This is a genomic window from Nocardiopsis sp. NPDC006198 (assembly GCF_040613895.1).
Taxonomy (GTDB): Bacteria; Actinomycetota; Actinomycetes; order Streptosporangiales; family Streptosporangiaceae; genus Nocardiopsis; species Nocardiopsis tropica.
Map to the genome: position 1 here is coordinate 20,579 of NZ_JBEXSY010000030.1, position 15,112 is coordinate 35,690.

At 73.6% G+C, this 15,112-nt stretch carries 14 protein-coding genes; 6 read left to right on the forward strand and 8 right to left on the reverse strand.

The window, feature by feature from the left end:
- The first annotated feature begins 601 nt into the window (after positions 1-601).
- From ABZ234_RS20325 to ABZ234_RS20340, 4 genes are all read left to right on the forward strand, one after another.
- Complete coding sequence (locus ABZ234_RS20325) at positions 602-1,186, forward strand: hypothetical protein (RefSeq protein WP_355013104.1); 585 nt, start codon at positions 602-604, stop codon at positions 1,184-1,186.
- Positions 1,183-1,626, forward strand: coding sequence for an ATP-binding protein (locus ABZ234_RS20330; RefSeq protein ID WP_355013105.1), 444 nt, complete (start codon positions 1,183-1,185; stop codon positions 1,624-1,626). Before ABZ234_RS20325 ends, ABZ234_RS20330 begins: the two co-directional genes overlap by 4 nt.
- Before the next feature lie 73 nt (positions 1,627-1,699).
- Positions 1,700-2,575, forward strand: a complete 876-nt coding sequence (locus ABZ234_RS20335) for a hypothetical protein (protein ID WP_355013106.1) — start codon at positions 1,700-1,702, stop codon at positions 2,573-2,575.
- A 102-nt stretch (positions 2,576-2,677) separates the two neighbouring features.
- Positions 2,678-3,532 carry a helix-turn-helix transcriptional regulator gene (locus ABZ234_RS20340; RefSeq protein WP_344184045.1) on the forward strand — a complete coding sequence of 285 codons (855 nt, stop codon included), beginning with the start codon at positions 2,678-2,680 and terminating at the stop codon, positions 3,530-3,532.
- 33 nt (positions 3,533-3,565) lie between these two features.
- Here ABZ234_RS20340 and ABZ234_RS20345 read toward each other — a convergent pair whose 3' ends face one another.
- Positions 3,566-4,321, reverse strand: a complete 756-nt coding sequence (locus ABZ234_RS20345; RefSeq protein WP_355013107.1) for a MarR family transcriptional regulator — start codon at positions 4,319-4,321, stop codon at positions 3,566-3,568.
- Between the two features lie 350 nt (positions 4,322-4,671).
- On the opposite strand from ABZ234_RS20345, the gene ABZ234_RS20350 reads away from it, so the two are divergent.
- On the forward strand, positions 4,672-5,442 hold the full coding sequence (locus tag ABZ234_RS20350) for a glucose 1-dehydrogenase (RefSeq protein WP_355013108.1): 771 nt from the start codon (positions 4,672-4,674) through the stop codon (positions 5,440-5,442).
- Between the two features lie 157 nt (positions 5,443-5,599).
- Here the strand turns inward: ABZ234_RS20350 and ABZ234_RS20355 are convergent, their stop codons facing one another.
- The 5 genes from ABZ234_RS20355 to ABZ234_RS20375 all read right to left on the reverse strand — a co-directional run bounded on the left by ABZ234_RS20355 (position 5,600) and on the right by ABZ234_RS20375 (position 10,298).
- Positions 5,600-6,718: a hypothetical protein gene (locus ABZ234_RS20355; RefSeq protein ID WP_355013109.1), complete on the reverse strand. Its 1,119-nt coding sequence runs from the start codon at positions 6,716-6,718 to the stop codon at positions 5,600-5,602.
- A 154-nt stretch (positions 6,719-6,872) separates the two neighbouring features.
- A complete protein-coding gene (locus tag ABZ234_RS20360) occupies positions 6,873-7,541 on the reverse strand; it encodes a sulfotransferase family protein (protein ID WP_355013110.1) in 669 nt (222 codons plus the stop codon).
- A gap of 339 nt (positions 7,542-7,880) precedes the next feature.
- The gene (locus ABZ234_RS20365) at positions 7,881-8,588 is read right to left on the reverse strand and encodes a hypothetical protein (RefSeq protein WP_355013111.1); all 708 of its coding nucleotides are present in this window, start codon (positions 8,586-8,588) and stop codon (positions 7,881-7,883) included.
- A gap of 319 nt (positions 8,589-8,907) precedes the next feature.
- Positions 8,908-9,210, reverse strand: coding sequence for a hypothetical protein (locus tag ABZ234_RS20370; RefSeq protein ID WP_355013112.1), 303 nt, complete (start codon positions 9,208-9,210; stop codon positions 8,908-8,910).
- A 317-nt stretch (positions 9,211-9,527) separates the two neighbouring features.
- A complete protein-coding gene (locus tag ABZ234_RS20375; protein WP_355013113.1) occupies positions 9,528-10,298 on the reverse strand; it encodes a helix-turn-helix transcriptional regulator in 771 nt (256 codons plus the stop codon).
- 91 nt (positions 10,299-10,389) lie between these two features.
- Here ABZ234_RS20375 and ABZ234_RS20380 point away from each other — a divergent pair, with 91 nt between their 5' ends.
- On the forward strand, positions 10,390-11,196 hold the full coding sequence (locus ABZ234_RS20380) for a sulfite exporter TauE/SafE family protein (protein WP_355013114.1): 807 nt from the start codon (positions 10,390-10,392) through the stop codon (positions 11,194-11,196).
- Between the two features lie 106 nt (positions 11,197-11,302).
- On the opposite strand, the gene ABZ234_RS20385 is transcribed toward ABZ234_RS20380, so the two are convergent.
- Together ABZ234_RS20385 and ABZ234_RS20390 are read right to left on the reverse strand one after the other, a co-directional pair.
- The gene (locus ABZ234_RS20385; RefSeq protein ID WP_355013115.1) at positions 11,303-11,863 is read right to left on the reverse strand and encodes a GNAT family protein; all 561 of its coding nucleotides are present in this window, start codon (positions 11,861-11,863) and stop codon (positions 11,303-11,305) included.
- A gap of 548 nt (positions 11,864-12,411) precedes the next feature.
- Positions 12,412-14,802, reverse strand: a complete 2,391-nt coding sequence (locus tag ABZ234_RS20390) for a trehalase-like domain-containing protein (RefSeq protein WP_267947562.1) — start codon at positions 14,800-14,802, stop codon at positions 12,412-12,414.
- Between the last annotated feature and the right edge of the window lie 310 nt (positions 14,803-15,112).

Below are 15,112 nucleotides of genomic sequence, written 5' to 3' on the forward strand. Positions count from 1 at the left end.
TCACCCGAACCGCCGCCCGTGCTCCCGGTCTCTCCGGGCGGGCGGCTAGGTTGGCAGGCCCATCACGTCACTCTCCTCAGGTCGTCCGCCGGTCTCCGGCGGGGGCGTCGCGCCGGGGTCGGTCCGGCTCCGGGCCGTCCCCGAGGCCCGGGGGCGGGGTACGCACGGGGACCGCCCGCGCGCGGCCTTCCAGGCTAGGCAGGTCCGGCGGCGGTGCGCAAGGTCCATCGGCCGGTCCGCCGTCCCGGTGGACGGGCGGCCGGGTTTCCGCCCCGGGCGGGGGTTCTGGACCGGAGTGGAGTGCGGAAAAAGAGCGGCCGTTTACCGCCGTTCAGTGAGTCCGGAAAAAGCTGTTAATTCGGGCGAAAGTTACTAATTCCACCGAAGTGAAAAGGGTGGACGTCGCATGTTCGGCCTGGTGGAACGCGGCAACTCGAAAACCCGAACACATTACCTCCCGGTAATGCACACACCCACCCCACCCATGCCCTAGCATTTATCCCACTCACACAACTCAATCCACACGATGGCCCCGCAACGGTTAGATCCGTTCGGGGCCGTGGCCAGCAACTTCACACCTTTAACCAAAGGAATTGCCAGCATGCGCCAGTATAGCGCTGCCTTCCTCGGCCCTGCCCTGGGCGTCGTGAAGGCCCTCTTCCTCGCACCCCGTGGTCGCCACGCCCGCCGCCGCCACCGCTCGACCCGGGTGCGCCGCTACGCCCCGCTCCCCCAGGCCGTGACGCGCGAGAACGCGTCCCCTCCCCCCGCGCCCGACCCCGTCCGGGGCCCGGCGCCCCGCCTGGCTCCCGCTCCCGCACCGCCTCCGGCCGACGACCCCGTCCTGGTCAGGCCCTACTACTCCGTGTGGGAGCACCGGGGCGCCACCTCGCGTGAGCGTGCCCGCGAACTCGAACGCGAACTCGACCGCGTCCGGGCCGCCGCCACCGCCCGTCTCTGCGACTGGGCCCACCGCGAGGTCCCGCCCTGCGGCGACCTCCTGACCCCCAACCCGACACCCGTGGCGGTCCCCGCCCCGCGGGCGCCGCACCCCGACTGTGAGGACCCCGACGACTGGCGCACCTTCACCCGTCTGACCCGCACCTGGCTCGCCCAGCGGGAACACCACCGCCGGGCCCGGCCCCGGGGCGAGGCGCAGCACCGGAGCGCGGGGGTGGCCGCGTGATCTCCCTGACCACCCGCATGCTCACCCGCACCTACACCCGCGCGCTCGCCGACCTGTCCACCGCCCGCCGCGACCTGACCCTCGACCTCGACGCCCTGGCCCCCGGCCTGGACCCCGACCTGGTCGACACCCTGCGCCTGTGCCTGCACGAACTCCACGCCAACGCCTGCAAGTACGGCCACCCGCACGCGCCCGTCGTCCGCCACCTGTCCCGCGCCCACGACGGGACGCTGACCCTGACCGTCCACAACAGGCACGCCCCCGGCGCCGCCCCGCCCGTGCCCAGGGTGCCCGTGGAGCGCACCACCACCGAATGGGACCGGGCCGAGGGCCAGCGCGGCCTCCTCCTCATCACCCGTCTGGCCGCCACCTGGGGCCACTACTCCTGGCCGCCCCGGTCGGGTCTCGGAACCCTCGTCCGGGCCACCTTCACCGCCTGACCCGCCCGCCGGGCCGGGGAGACCCTCCCCGGCCCTCCACCCCTCCCAGCTCCTCCGATGGCGAAGGAACCACATGCCGAGCCGAGCCCACGAGATCCCCCTGCGGATCATCCAGAACCAGCCCGCGATGGTCCCCGTGCTCCTCAGGGAGTCCCTGGGCATCGACGTCCCCCACCACACGGAGGCCGTCTCCACCAGTTCGGTCCTGACCAACTGCGACCCCAAGGAACTCAACAGCGACGGCGCCACCCTGCTCCGTGACGGCACCCGACACGTCCTCGCCGTGGTGGTGGAACGCCAGCACGGGCGCGACTCCGGCAAGCGGGCGAGCTGGCCCGCCTACCTGACCACCCTCAACCTCCGCCTCAAGTGCCCGGCCGTACTCGTGGTCCTGTGCCCCGACGAGGCCATGGTGCGCTGGTGCGCCACACCCATCGAGGTCGGGCACCCCGGGTTCGTGCTGACCCCTCTGGTCATCGGCCCCGGCACCACCCCCGTGGTCACCGACCTGGAACAGGCCCGCGCACTGCCCGAGCTCGCCGTGCTCTCCGCCTACGCGCACGGCAACACCCAGCCGGGAACCCTGAAAGCCGTGGTGGAGGCGCTGGAATCCACCGCTCCCGAACACCGCGCGTTCTACTATGACTACGTACTGGCCGGTCTCAACGAGGCCGCCCGTCAGGACCTGGAGGGCTTGATGTCCGTGGACACCTACGAATGGCAGAGCGACTTCGCCCGTAAGTACGTCGGTCTCGGTCGCGAGGAAGGTCGTGAGGAGGGTCGCGAGGAGGGTGTCGCCCAGAGCGTGATCGCCGTCCTGGTCGCGCGCCGTTTCTCCGTCTCCGACGAGGTTCGGGAGCGGATCGAGTCCTGCTCCGATCTGGCTGTCCTGGAGAGCTGGGTGTCCAGGGCTGTGGACGTCCAGAGTCCCGAGCAGCTCTTCGACTGACTGTCACGTACATCCCTGCACCGGCCGTGGGCCCGCGCCCACGGCCGCTTCGCCCCGCTTCCCGGTCACCGGCCGCCCGGCACCACCCGGTTACCATGACGCATGGCCAGCGAAACCCCCGCAGCGGCCCGGACCCGCCGCGACCAGCTCCGCGACTTCCTGCGTACCCGCAGGGCCAGGCTCACCCCCGAGGACGTCGGTATGGCGGCCGGGGGGCGACGCCGGACACCCGGCCTGCGGCGCGAGGAGGTCGCCGTTCTCGCCGGGGTCGGGGTCTCCTGGTACACGTGGCTCGAACAGGGCCGCGACATCAATGTCTCCGTCGAGGTGCTCGACGCGATCAGCGGGGCGCTGCGCCTGAACGGCCCCGAGCGCATCCACCTGTACACGCTCGCCGGGGTCAACCCGCCGCGCGACGGCGGGCCCAGGGCCACCTCCGTCACCCCCGAGCTGCGCAACCTCATCGAGGCGTGGATGCCGCGCCCCGCGATGCTGCGGGACCGCTACTGGAACCTGCTCGTCCTCAACGGCACGGCCCGGACGGTGTTCGGCTACGGCGACACCGACCACAACTGCCTCGTCACGTTCTTCACCAACGCCCGGTACCGCGCCATGCACGTCCACTGGGCGTCGGTCGCGCCGGACGTCGTCGCCGCCTTCCGCGCCGACGCGGCCCGGTTCCCCGACGACACGGAGTTCGGCCGGCTCGTGGACGACCTCAGCACCGTGAGCCCCGACTTCGCCGAACTGTGGGCGCGCCACGACGTCGGCGACCACGTCCAGACGGTGAAGGCGGTGCTGCACCCCGAGGCCGGCGACCTGGTCTTCGACAAGACGACCCTGACGGTGGCCGACCGCCCGGACTGGACCCTTGAGCTGTACAACCCGCGTCCGGGTACCGGGACGGAGGGCCGCCTCGCCCTGCTGGCGCACGCTCCCGCCGCCACCTCGGCCTGACCTCCGGCGGCCGCCCGCCGGGGACGGGGCCTTCTAGCCGCGGTCCGGGCCCGGCTCGGCGGTGCCGTCGGACGTGTCCGCTCCGGGTTTCGTGTGCAGGACCTCGCGGGCCTGCTCCGCGGCGCGGATGATGTTCTCGCGGACGAAGTCGACGAAGCGGGCGATGTTCTCCAGGCGTGCGGCGGCCGGAGTGCCGGGACCCAGGACGCCGACGCCCTGGCGCGCGACCTCGATGAGGTGTGTGTGCGCCTGGGCGGTGGCGATCATCGACTGGTACCAGACGTCGGCGTCGACGACGTAGCGCTCGCGGCGCTCGTCGCGTTCGCGGCGGAGCAGGCCCTGGCCCTCCAGGTACGCGACCGCCTTGGAGACCGAGGCCGGGCTGATCTGGAGGCGCTGGACGAGTTCGGCGGCGGTGAGGCTGCCCGAGTCGGCGGTGTGGAGGCTGACCAGCACCCGGGCCGTCATCTTGGGCAGGCCCGCCTCCATGAAGACGGTGGCGAACGCCTCCTCGTACTCGAGTACCGCCTCGGCGTCGCGCCCGTGGGGCTGCGGGGGCGCCTGCGCCCCCGGGGACGCGGTTCTCCTGCGCCGGTGGGTGCGCTGCTCGGTGGCGCGCTGGGCCAGGTCGGCGCGGTAGGCGGTGGGGCCGCCGTTGCGCATCACCTCGCGCGTGACGGTCGAGGTCGGACGGTCCAGGCCCCTGGCGATCTCCGCGTAGGCCAGGTTCTCGGCCAGCCCCAGGGCGATCTGCCGGCGTTCCTGCTGGGTGAGTCTGCCTCCCGGCATCGCGGGCTCCTCCGTGGTCCGTGGGGGTGCCCACCCTAGCGCCCAGCGCTCATTCGTTGCAACGTGCGTGATGGGGTGTTGCGCTGACCTTTGACCAAATGCAACGGTCCTGTGGAATTATCCTGTGCAAACGCCCGCATGTCGCGACGCTGGTGTTTCTCTATATGTGTATGCAACGTAGCCTTTCTGTCGATGGAAACAGAAGGCCGCAAGGGTGACAGCGCGGGGGCGCCCATACGCGCCACCCCGCCCCGGGACGCGGGGCCGGGCCGGGGCCCGAGCCTGGTGGTCGCACACCCCGGATAAACGAGCCCTGTTCGCTTCGCACGGGTGCTGGAACGCTCGTACCCATGACGAACCACACTGCACGATTCGACGGCAAGACCGTACTCATCACCGGTGGCACGAGCGGCATGGGCCAGGCGGCGGCGCGCAGGTTCCTGGACGAGGGGGCGCGGGTGGTCGTCACCGGGCGCGACCAGGGCCGCCTCGACGCCGCGGTGAAGGACCTCGACGGCGGCGACCGCGTGCTCGCGGTGCGCGGCGACGCGGCGGACCTCGACGACCTCGACGCGCTGACCGCCGCCGTCAAGGTCCGGTTCGGGAGCTTGGACGTGGTCTTCGCCAACGCGGGCGTCGCGTCGTTCCTGCCGATCGGCGACATCACCGAGGCCGAGTTCGACCGGGTCGCGGACATCAACTTCAAGGGCGTGTTCTTCACCGTCCAGAAGACCCTGCCCCTGCTCGCGGAGGGAGGGGCGATCGTCATCAACGCGTCGTGGACGCTGCACCGGGGCATGGCCGGGGCCTCCCTGTACGCGGCCACCAAGGCGGCGGTGCACAACCTCTCGCACACCCTCGCAGCGGAACTGGGCCCGAAGGGCATCCGGGTCAACTCCGTGAGCCCCGGCTACATCGACACCCCGATGTTCCACGAGGCCATCCCCGAGGAGGAGCAGGACGACGTCGTGGCCGCCGTGTCGGCGGGCCGCCTGGGCACCTCGGAGGACGTCGCGAAGACGGTCGCGTTCCTCGCCTCCGAGGACGCGGCCTACGTCAACGGCCAGGACCTCATCATCGACGGCGGACTCGTCGCGGCCATCGCCGAGCCTTCCGCGTAGCCCGGCCCCGAACGCGGGGCGGCTTCCGCCGGGGGTCGCCGCCCCGCCCCTGCCCGTCCGGGCCCGGCCCGCGTCGGTATCCGGTCGGGTCGATGCGGCGGTCGGTCTCCGCGTCCCGAAGCCCCCGGCTCCGCGCGGCCACCGACCCCGCCGACCGTCACAGGTCGATGTCGACCCTGACTCCGGAGCCGCACCCCCAGCCGCCCCACCCGAACACCACGCCGTCGTCGGCGGGGACCAGGGGACCGCAGTGGTCGGCGAGAGCCTCGGTCTGGAGCCGCTGGGTCCATCCGGTCGCCGGGTCCCACATGCTGACATCCCCGGGCCCGGTCGCGAGAAGGCCCAGCCCGTCGACGACGTCCATCCCTCCCGCGTCCAGAGGAAGGGTGAACGTCGAGACGGGAGGCCGGAAGTCGGCGTATTCGGAAGAGCCCACGAGTTCCGCCTGCCCGGCCCCATCGATCTCGTAGACCCCCGCGCTCCCGCCTCCCCGGACCGCGAGGAGTACCGATCCTTCGGGGGAGACCGCCAGGCCGGCGAAGACGTTCTGCTCCGCGGCCTCGGTGAGTCCGACCAGCTCGCGCGCCGAGGCGGCCTCGTCGTCCACACCGAACACCGCCACGGCCATGTCCCCCGGGGAACCGCCGACCGCCACGACGGTGCTGTCCGCGACCACGAGGTCGTACACGGCGAAGCCCTCGCCCCCGCCCCTGAGGACGACGGTGTGCCAGGCGTCCTGTTCCACCGAGTACACGAGGAAGTCCTCGTCGCCCTGCTCGCTGTGCCCGCCGCCGAAGACGACGTGTCCCTCCGAGACGGCCCCTCGCGCCAGAGACCTGCCCTCCGGCGCCTGCGCGACGGGTTCCCAGGAGTCGTCCTCCGGGTCGTAGAAGGCCCCGTCCCGAGCAGTGTGTCCGTCCGGGCCACCGGAGTGTGTCGGGGTGAATCCGCCCCAGACCAGCATCCGATCCCCGACCATGACGGTGCTGTGACGGGTTCTCGGCTCCAGGGCGCTGTCGGCCAGGGAACGCCAGTCGCCCGTGTCGGGGGAGTAGGCGGCGCCGTCGGAGAAGGGGTCGTGCTGGTCCGCGCCGTGCCCGCCCCAGACCAGGACCTCCTGGCCGGTCCACACCAGGCTGTGGTCCTGGCGGGGGTCGACCGGCGCCGGTGGAAGTCCGACCACGGTCACGTCCCTGGGTTCCTCCTCGGCGGGGTCACAGGAGGTGGCCCCGAGGAGGGCCAGGGCAGAGAGACCGGCTCCGAGTACGCTCTTCATCCGACCACGCCCTCCACGCGAGCCGAGCGCCGTGGTGCGCCCGCCGGGTGCGCAGCCTAGTGGCCGCGGCGTCGGCGCGGAGCGCGGGGACCCGTGGTGCGAGGCGGCACTCCGGTGGGGCCCGGGAGGCGGGGCGCGCGCTCCGGTGGAGGGCTCAGAGGGCGGTGGCGCCGCCGAACCACGTCTCATGCTGCCTGAGCATCGCCTCGGTGTCGTTGAGGTGGGGGAACGGCCCGTCCGGGACCTCTGTCCCGAGGAACGCGCACAACCGCTCCCACCCCTCCCCGGCCCGGTACACCAGGAGCCGGTCGGCCGGGAGTTCGGCCCTCACCTGTTCCGCGTGCCGCTCGAAGGCCGCGACGGCGACCTCCTCCGAGGGCACCGCACCGCAGGGAACGCCGAAGGACGTCTGCCACATGTGGTCCAGCAGGGGGCGGATCCGCCGGAACTCCACGGGGACACGGGCGTCGGCGTCCTCCGCGCAGGCCTTGCGCGTCAGCTCGAAGATGGTGGTGAGCATGCTCGTGTACCACCGGTGCGGGTCGCGGACCGTGAGCACGAACTTCGCGTCGGGGTAGGCCTCCGCCAGTTCGCGCCAGAAGAACGACAGCGGCCAGTCCACCCCGGACGGCCACCCCTCCAGCACGTGCCCCCAGTCGATGCCCCCCGGAACCGGCGGCACGGTGCCGGCCCAGCGCCGGGCCAGGTCCGGTGAGGCCAGTACCTCGAACATGTGGTGGCAGGGGCCGAGGCCGAGCTGCTCCAGTGCGGCCTTCATCGACGTCGTCCCGGTGCGCGGGAGACCCGCCCCGATCACGTGCATCCTCGTCCTCCTCGATCGTTCCGCGGCCCCGGCGGCCGGACGGGGAGGTCCCGGCCATCCCGCGGGCCGGGCGCGTTCCGCGCGCCGGGCTCCCGCGGGCGCGCCGGTCCGGCACGGCGGACGGGCCGCCCGTGCGCCAGGCGCGACGCCGGGGGCGTGCGGGGGCAGGCCACCGGACGCGCCACCGCGGCAGGGGCACACAGCACTGTAGACCACCCGGTGTGTCCATAGGATTCCGTTGGGTGATCGCCCGTCGGTGCCTTCGTGCCTTCGTGCCTTCGTGCCTTCGTGCCTTCGTGCGACGGGCCGTCCCCGTGCCCGGCGCCGGTCGGACGTCCGTCAGTACCGGGGCCAGAACGCGGGCTGGGCCTTGAAGGCCGCGTCGATCCTGATCGAGTACGCCAGCGACCCCAGGAGCCGCCGGGCGCGCGAGAGCGGGTGGTCCGGGAAGTGGGGGTCCCACGCGGGGTCGTCGGCGTGGTTGCGCGGGACTCCGCCCGTGATCCCGTAGGCGTAGGGGTGCTGGGCCCAGGCCGCCATCGCCTCCTCCGGCGAGGCCTGGCCGCCCCTGTACTGCTGGAGGAACCCCGGCAGCACGGACGCCTCCCGCACGCCCGTGGGCTGCCCCTCCAGGCACTGGACCTTCACGACGACACTGGAGTTCACCCTCGGGATCGTGTACGTCCCGAGGTAGGCCGTGCCCCGCTCCTGGTGGGGGTGGTCGCCCTTGACCATCTGCCGGATGGCGGCCATCCCGTCCAGCCCGATCACGTCGAGGTCCACCAGGCCCATCCCGGCCTGCGCCGTGTTGGCGCTCGTCCGGGCGCGCAGGGCCGCCACGTCCTCCAGGGGCGCGGGGAGGTTCGGCGCCATGTCGAAGCGGTCGAGGACGACGGCGTCACCTGCGGCGTCGACCCACACGTTCTCCTTGACCTGCTGGAACGGGCGGGTGTCGAACCAGACCGGGGTCCCGGCGAGTCCGGCCGGTGGCGGCGGCCCCTGGTGGTAGCCGTGTTGGTACTGGTGATGAGGGGACCATTGATGCATGGCCGCACCCTATATGCGGCCTTGTCCGGTGATGTTCCATCGGCCTCGCGTCGGCTCCGTGCCGACCCCGCACCGCCCCCACACCCTGCCGCGCACCGCCTGCGCGGGGCCCTCCCGGCCACGGCCGGGCGGTTACCCGTGCCCCACCGGCGCCCGACCGGGGACGGTCGGGCACGGGCGGCACCGGGGTGGCGGGTCGGCCCCCGCCCCAGTAGGGGCCGACCCGCCGGACCGCACTCCGAACGTCCTCCGGGCGGCCGGCACCTCACTGGTCAGGTGGTCGGCCAGGCTGCCCCGTCGGGTGGCGCGGCCCTGTCTCTCATACCGGGCGCTCGTCCACACCGTTCGCGCCGACGCCGCTGCCGAACCGGGCGCACCTGCCCCGGGAAACCTCGTGGCCGCCCCGGCCCACCGTGGCCCACGCGCCCTTCACGTCCGGAGCCCGGCCGCAGGTGACGGCGGCGCGGAAGGTCTGCCCCTGGCCGATGGGGTCGCCACAGGCGGCCATCCCCAGGTCCGGGGCGTTCGCGTGTGTGTACGTGTCGCAGTCGGGCGCCGCGTCGGACGCCGGTGCGGGGGCGAGCAGCGTGCCCGAGAGGACGGCGGCGACCGCCGACGCCACGCGCCGCGGAGCGGAGGGGGCATGGGGGGCTTCCTTCCGAGGAGTGGGGGACCGTGAGTGCCACGGTCATCACTCGACGTGGCCGCCTAGGATGTTTCCTCTCCGGACGCCCCGGAACCCTCGTGCCTCCGCATTTCCGCACCTGGCCGACCAGGTTTCTTCCCTGCGGGAGCGCCGGCCCCGCGGGGACGGCGAGCGGGCCCGAGCCTCCCGGTACCGAAGGGCGGCACCGGAGCAGGGCTTCGGAGCCGGGCGGTGGGCCCTCGCCGGGGCGGGGGCCCGCCGCGCGCCGGTCCGGGAGGTGTGGAGCGTCCCGCTCACCCGGGGGCGGGGCGGAAGTCCCGCGGAGGCGCACCGAGAACGCGCGAGAACATCGTCGCGAACGCCGCCGGGCTCGCGTATCCCAGGTCGGAGGCGACCCTGGCGACCGGCACGCCCCGCGCCAGGAGCGGCAGGGCGTGCAGCACGCAGGCGCGCTGCCGCCACCGCGCGAACCCCAGCCCCGTTCCGGCGAGGAACATCCGGTGCAGGGTGCGCTCGCTCACGTGCAGCAGTTCCGCCCAGCGGGCGGGCGGCTCGTGGACCACCGGAGCCGCCGCGAACCGCTCGCAGAGCGACCTGAGCCCCGCGTGCTCCGGGAGCGGCAGGTCCAGCGGAAGCGGCACGAGACCCCTGATCTCGTGCAGCAGCAGCGCCGCCAGGGCGCCGTCGCGGCCGTGCGGGTCGTACCTCGGCGGCATGTCCACCGCCGACAGGAGCAGTGCCCGGAGCAGCGGCGAGACGTCCACGACCTGGCACGTCCGGGGGAACCACGGCACGGCCTCCGGCTCCACGTACAGGCTCCGGGTGCTGACCCCCGTCATGGAGACCCGGTGCCCGGTCCCCGCGGGGATGAGGACGGCGCGGTGGGGCGGAACCGTCCAGGAGCCGTCCGCCGTCTCCACCCGCATCACCCCCGTCGCCCCGTACAGGAACTGGACACGGCGGTGCCGGTGGAACTCCAGCACGTGGCCGGTGGGGTAGTCGGTGCCCAGGGCCAGGACGGGGCGGTCGATCCCGTCCACCTCGTCCACAGGGGTGTTCCGCACGCGGGCGAGTCTACCCGCGCTGTCCGTTCCGCGAAGGAACACGTCGTTCCGTCGAATGCCGGACAGCGCCCGCGCCCCTAGCGTGGAGCGGGTGATCGACCACGTCCTCCCCCTCCTCGCGTTCGGCGTCCTGACCGGCCTGACCACCGTGCTCTTCGGGTTCGGCGGCGGCTTCGTCACCGTGCCGGTCGTGTACGCGTTCGCCCAGGCGCAGAGCGGTCCGGGCGGCGACCCCATGCACGTCGCCGTCGCCACGTCGACCGCGGTCATGGTCGTGAACTCCCTCGGCGCGACCGTGGCCCAGTACCGGGCGGGCCGCCTCAGACGCGAGTACCTGTGGCCGCTGGTGCTCTACGTGGGCCTCGGGGCGCTCCTCGGCGCGGCCGGGGCCCTCGCCGTCGGCGACACCGTGCAGCGGTTCCTCTTCGCCGCCTACCTCGCCGTGACGATCGTGGACAGCGTGGTCCGGAAGGGCTTCCTCACGGGACCGGGCACCGAGCCGCGCGGCTTGGGGCCGGTCACCACCACGGTCGGCGGGGTCGGCATCGGCGCCGCGGCCGGCTGTCTGGGCGTGGGCGGCAGCGTGCTGACGGTCCCGCTCCTGCGCCGCCGGGGGCTGCCCATGGCCTACGCCACCGCGATGGCCAACCCGCTCAGCCTCCCGGTCGCCGTCGTCGGCACGGCCGTGTACGCCCTGGCGGGCGGCGCGGCCCCGGCGGGGGGCGCATCCGGGCAGGTCGGCTACGTGGACGCGGTGGCCGTCGCAGCGCTCCTGGCCGGGTCGCTGCCGACCATCGCCCTCGCGCGGCGGGTCGTGGGCCGCATCCCCGACCGCGTCCACGCGGTGGCCTACGTCGTGCTCCTGGCCGTGGCCCTGCTCGCGGTGCTCCTCGTCTGATCCGCGCCCGCCCCGGTCCCGGCGCCGGCGGGGGACCGGCCGGCCCCGGCCGCGTCGCGCCTCCCGACGGAGGCTCCGCCGCGGCCCGGACCACGCCGTGCGCCGCTCAGGGGGTCCGGTCGGCCGCCCGCCACTCCGGGGCGAGCACGGACCACACCTCCATGTCGTGCCGCTCGCCCCTGTACGGGTAGCTCTCCCGGAGCACGCCGTCCCTCGACATCCCGAGCCGGCGGGCCACGGCGATGCTGGCCGCGTTCCCCGAGGCGGCGTGCCACTCCACGCGGTGGATGCCGCGCTCCTCGAACGCCCAGTCGATGATCACGCGGCAGGCGCGGGTCACCAGCCCACGGCCCGCCGCCGACGGCTCCAGCCAGCAGCCGGCCTCGGCCACGCGGAATCTCATGTCGAACGTCCGGAAGAGCACCCCGCCGACCAGCTCGCCGCCGGTCCAGATGCCGTAGAGGCGCCCGGTGTCGTTGGCGGCCTTGTGGGCGTATCCCTGGAGGAACCTCCGGCTCGAATCCAGGTCCGTGACGGCGTCCGCCAGCCCGACGAAGCGGCCGATGAACTCCCGGCCCCGGTCCATGTGCTCCAGGAACTCCTCGGCCCGCCACGGCTCCAGCGGGCGCAGTTCCGAGCCCTCGTCGTCCAGGGAAATCGCGTACATCGTCGTCCTCCAGGTTCTCCGTCCGCGCGACGGGTGCGCGCGGAGCCGGGGTGGGATCGGGGCGGGGCGCGGCGGGGTCCGCGCGCGGACCGGGCGGCTCCCACGGGCGCGTCCGCGCATGCGGCGCGCGGGGCCGGGGGCGCTCATGCCGGGCGGGCCCCGCCGCTCCACCGCGTTCTCCCGGGGGCGGGTGCGCGGGGTGAGACCCGTACGGCGCTCGGCCCCGGGGCGGGCGGGAGCGGACGCCTCTCAGGCGCCGGGAGCCGCGCCGGCCGGGACCGCGTGGCGCAGGTCCGGGCGTTCGACCCCGCCCACGACGTCCTGGGAGCGGACGCTCCGTCCGGCCCTCCCGCCGCGGCTCCCAGGGGGTCCGGCCGGGGCCGTCGGGGGCACACCGTGCCCGGCCGGGCGCAACTCCGGGAGGAGCCCGTCCCATGCCCGCGAGCCCGGCCACGCCCCTGCCGCCAACACGAATTCCGCCATGGCCGGAACATAGCGAGGGGGCCCGACAGTCGGACGTCGGGCCCCCTCGTACGCGCGTCGTCCGCCTACAGGCGGTCGAGCAGCTGGGCGCAGCGGATCAGGCCCAGGTGCGAGTACGCCTGCGGGTGGTTCCCCAGGGCCCTCTCGGTGACCGGGTCGAACTCCTCCGGGATCAGCCCGGTCGGACCGGCGGCGTCCACGAGGTGCTTGAACAGCTCCTCGGCCTCGGCGCGCCGCCCGGTCAGCAGGTAGGCCTCGATGAGCCACGTGGTGCACAGGTGGAAGCCGCCCTCGCCGCCGGGCAGGCCGTCCTCGCGGTGGTACCGGTACACGGTCGGGCCGCTGCGCAGCTCCGCCTCGATCGCCGTCACGGTCGCCTGGAACCGCTCGTCGGCCGGGTCGATCAGCCCCGACAGGCCGATGTGCAGCGACGCCGCGTCGAGGTCGGTGCCGTCGTAGGCGGTCGTGAAGGACTCCGCCTCCTCGTTCCAGCCCTTCTCCAGCACCTCGGCCGCGATCTCGTCGCGCAGCCCGCGCCAGGAGGGATCCGCCTCGCGGCCGTACGAACCGGCCAGGGAGACGGCGCGGTCCAGCGTCACCCAGCACATCACCTTGGAGTACACGCGCTGGCGGGGCTCGTCCCGCTCCTCCCAGATGCCGTGGTCGGGCTCGAACCAGCGCCGGGCCACCGCCTCGGCCATCGCCCGCACCAGGTTCCAGTCCCGGTCCGCGAGGGTGCCGCGCACCGCCGACAGCCGCGTGATGAGCTCCACGACGGGGCCGAACACGTCCAGCTGCACCTGCCGGTCGGCGAGGTTGCCGATCCGGACCGGCCGCGATCCCGCGTAGCCGGACAGCGACTCGATGACCTCCTCCGGCCCCAGCGAGGTGCCGCGCAGCGAGTACAGGGGCGCGAGCAGTTCGGGGCTGGGCAGCGAGTCCACGACCCCGTGCACCCAGTCCAGGAAGCCCTCCGCCTCGGCGGTCGAGCCCAGGGACACCAGCGCCTGCACGGTCAGCGCGCCGTCGCGCAGCCAGCAGTACCGGTAGTCCCAGTTGCGGACGCCGCCGATCTCCTCCGGCAGCGACGTGGTCGCCGCGGCCATCACGCCGCCGGAGGGCGTGCACAGGCCGCGCAGCGTCAGGGCGGAGCGCGCCGACAGCTGCCGGGCGGTCTCGGGGAGGCTGAGGCCGTCGAGCCACGCGGACCAGTGCTCGCCGGACGTGCGCTGGAGCTCGGACTCGGGCAGCGTGCCCGGCACGAGCGAGTCGGTGCCGCAGCGCAGCTCCAGCACCACGGGGCTCTCCGAGCGGGGGTGCACGACCGCCCGGGCGATGTCGCCCGCGTCGTCCTGGTCGATCTCCCACTCGACGCCGGGGGAGTACAGCGCCATCGGGAAGTCGGCGCCCTCCACGAGGAGGCCGTTCTCCTGGACGGACATGCTCACCGGCGCCCTGCCGAAGTCGGGGCGGGGCGCGAACTCCACGGTGGCCGGGGTGACGCCGCTGATCACCCGGACCAGGTCGGTGCGGCCCCGGGGGGTGCCGTGCGCGAGGTAGTCGGTGACGTCCATCCGCGACCAGCGGGTGCGCACCGTCATGGTTCCGGGCAGGTAGCGCTGGCCGAGCGGGCGTCCGCCGTGGGCGGGCGCGATGGCGAACACACCCGCGGACCGTCCGCCCAGGACCTCGGCGAACAGGGCGTTGGAGTCGGGCTCGGGGTGGCAGAACCACAGCAGGCGCGCGTCCGGGCCGACCAGGGCGACGGAGGCCTGGTTGGACAGCATCGACATGCGCTCGATGGGCGTGGGCCGCTCGCCGAACACCCAGGAGCGGCGCTCGGCCGCGAGCGCGGACAGCAGGGACGCTGCGGCCGGGGTGTCGGCCACCCGGTGGGAGGCCACGGTGGGCTCCGCGCCGACCCGCACGCCCGCGTCGGCGCCGGTCAGCTGCATGAACACGGGCTCCTCGCCCTCGCCGCCCCCGATGTACAGGGTGGCGGTGGCCTCGACCTGCTCGCGGAGCAGGCCGAGGGCGGCGGCCTTGTCGGCCGGAGGGGCGCCGGGGCCGGTCTCCAGGCTGTCGGGCTCGATGGTGAGGTCGGTGTCGAACTCGGTGCCGTAGGCGCCCACCAGGCGGATCTCGGCGGGCAGCCGGGACAGGGCGGCGAGGTCGCGCAGGGGGCGGGCGGAGATGACCGCGCACACCGTGCCGGGCAGGTCGGCGAGGTCGCGCAGCGCGCGGACGGCCTCGGGGACGGGGCGGCGCCTGGCGGCGCCCGCGCCGTCGGAGGGGTCGAACGGGGCCAGGGCGCCGTCGTAGTCGCAGGCGACCAGGAGGCGTGAGGTTCTGGCCAGGGCTGAGACGCGTTGCCGGACGTCCACGGACATGCCTTCGGGGACGATGCCGCCCTCCGGCGTCTCCTGGGCCGTCTCCACCGCCTGGGTGAGCGTCACGCTGCCTCCTCCGTCGGTCCACGATGACCTGGGGAAATGGGTGAAATGTAGTGTTCCGCGAGCATGCTTCCGGTTCACACGTGACTGGTGTGATGAAGGTAGATCCGGGGCTTGTGGCGCGGGATGAACTTCAAGGGTCTTCAGCCGGATTTCAGGAACTTTCAGCCTGTGTGCGGGCAATCTGGTCATGCCAGTCGCAAAGATCCGCCCCTTGGGAAGTCAACGCGAGACTACCCGCGCCCCAAGGGTCTGCGCGCATGACGATTAAGTGGGGCAGGTCACAAATGTGTCACTCTGTCGTGCGGGACAC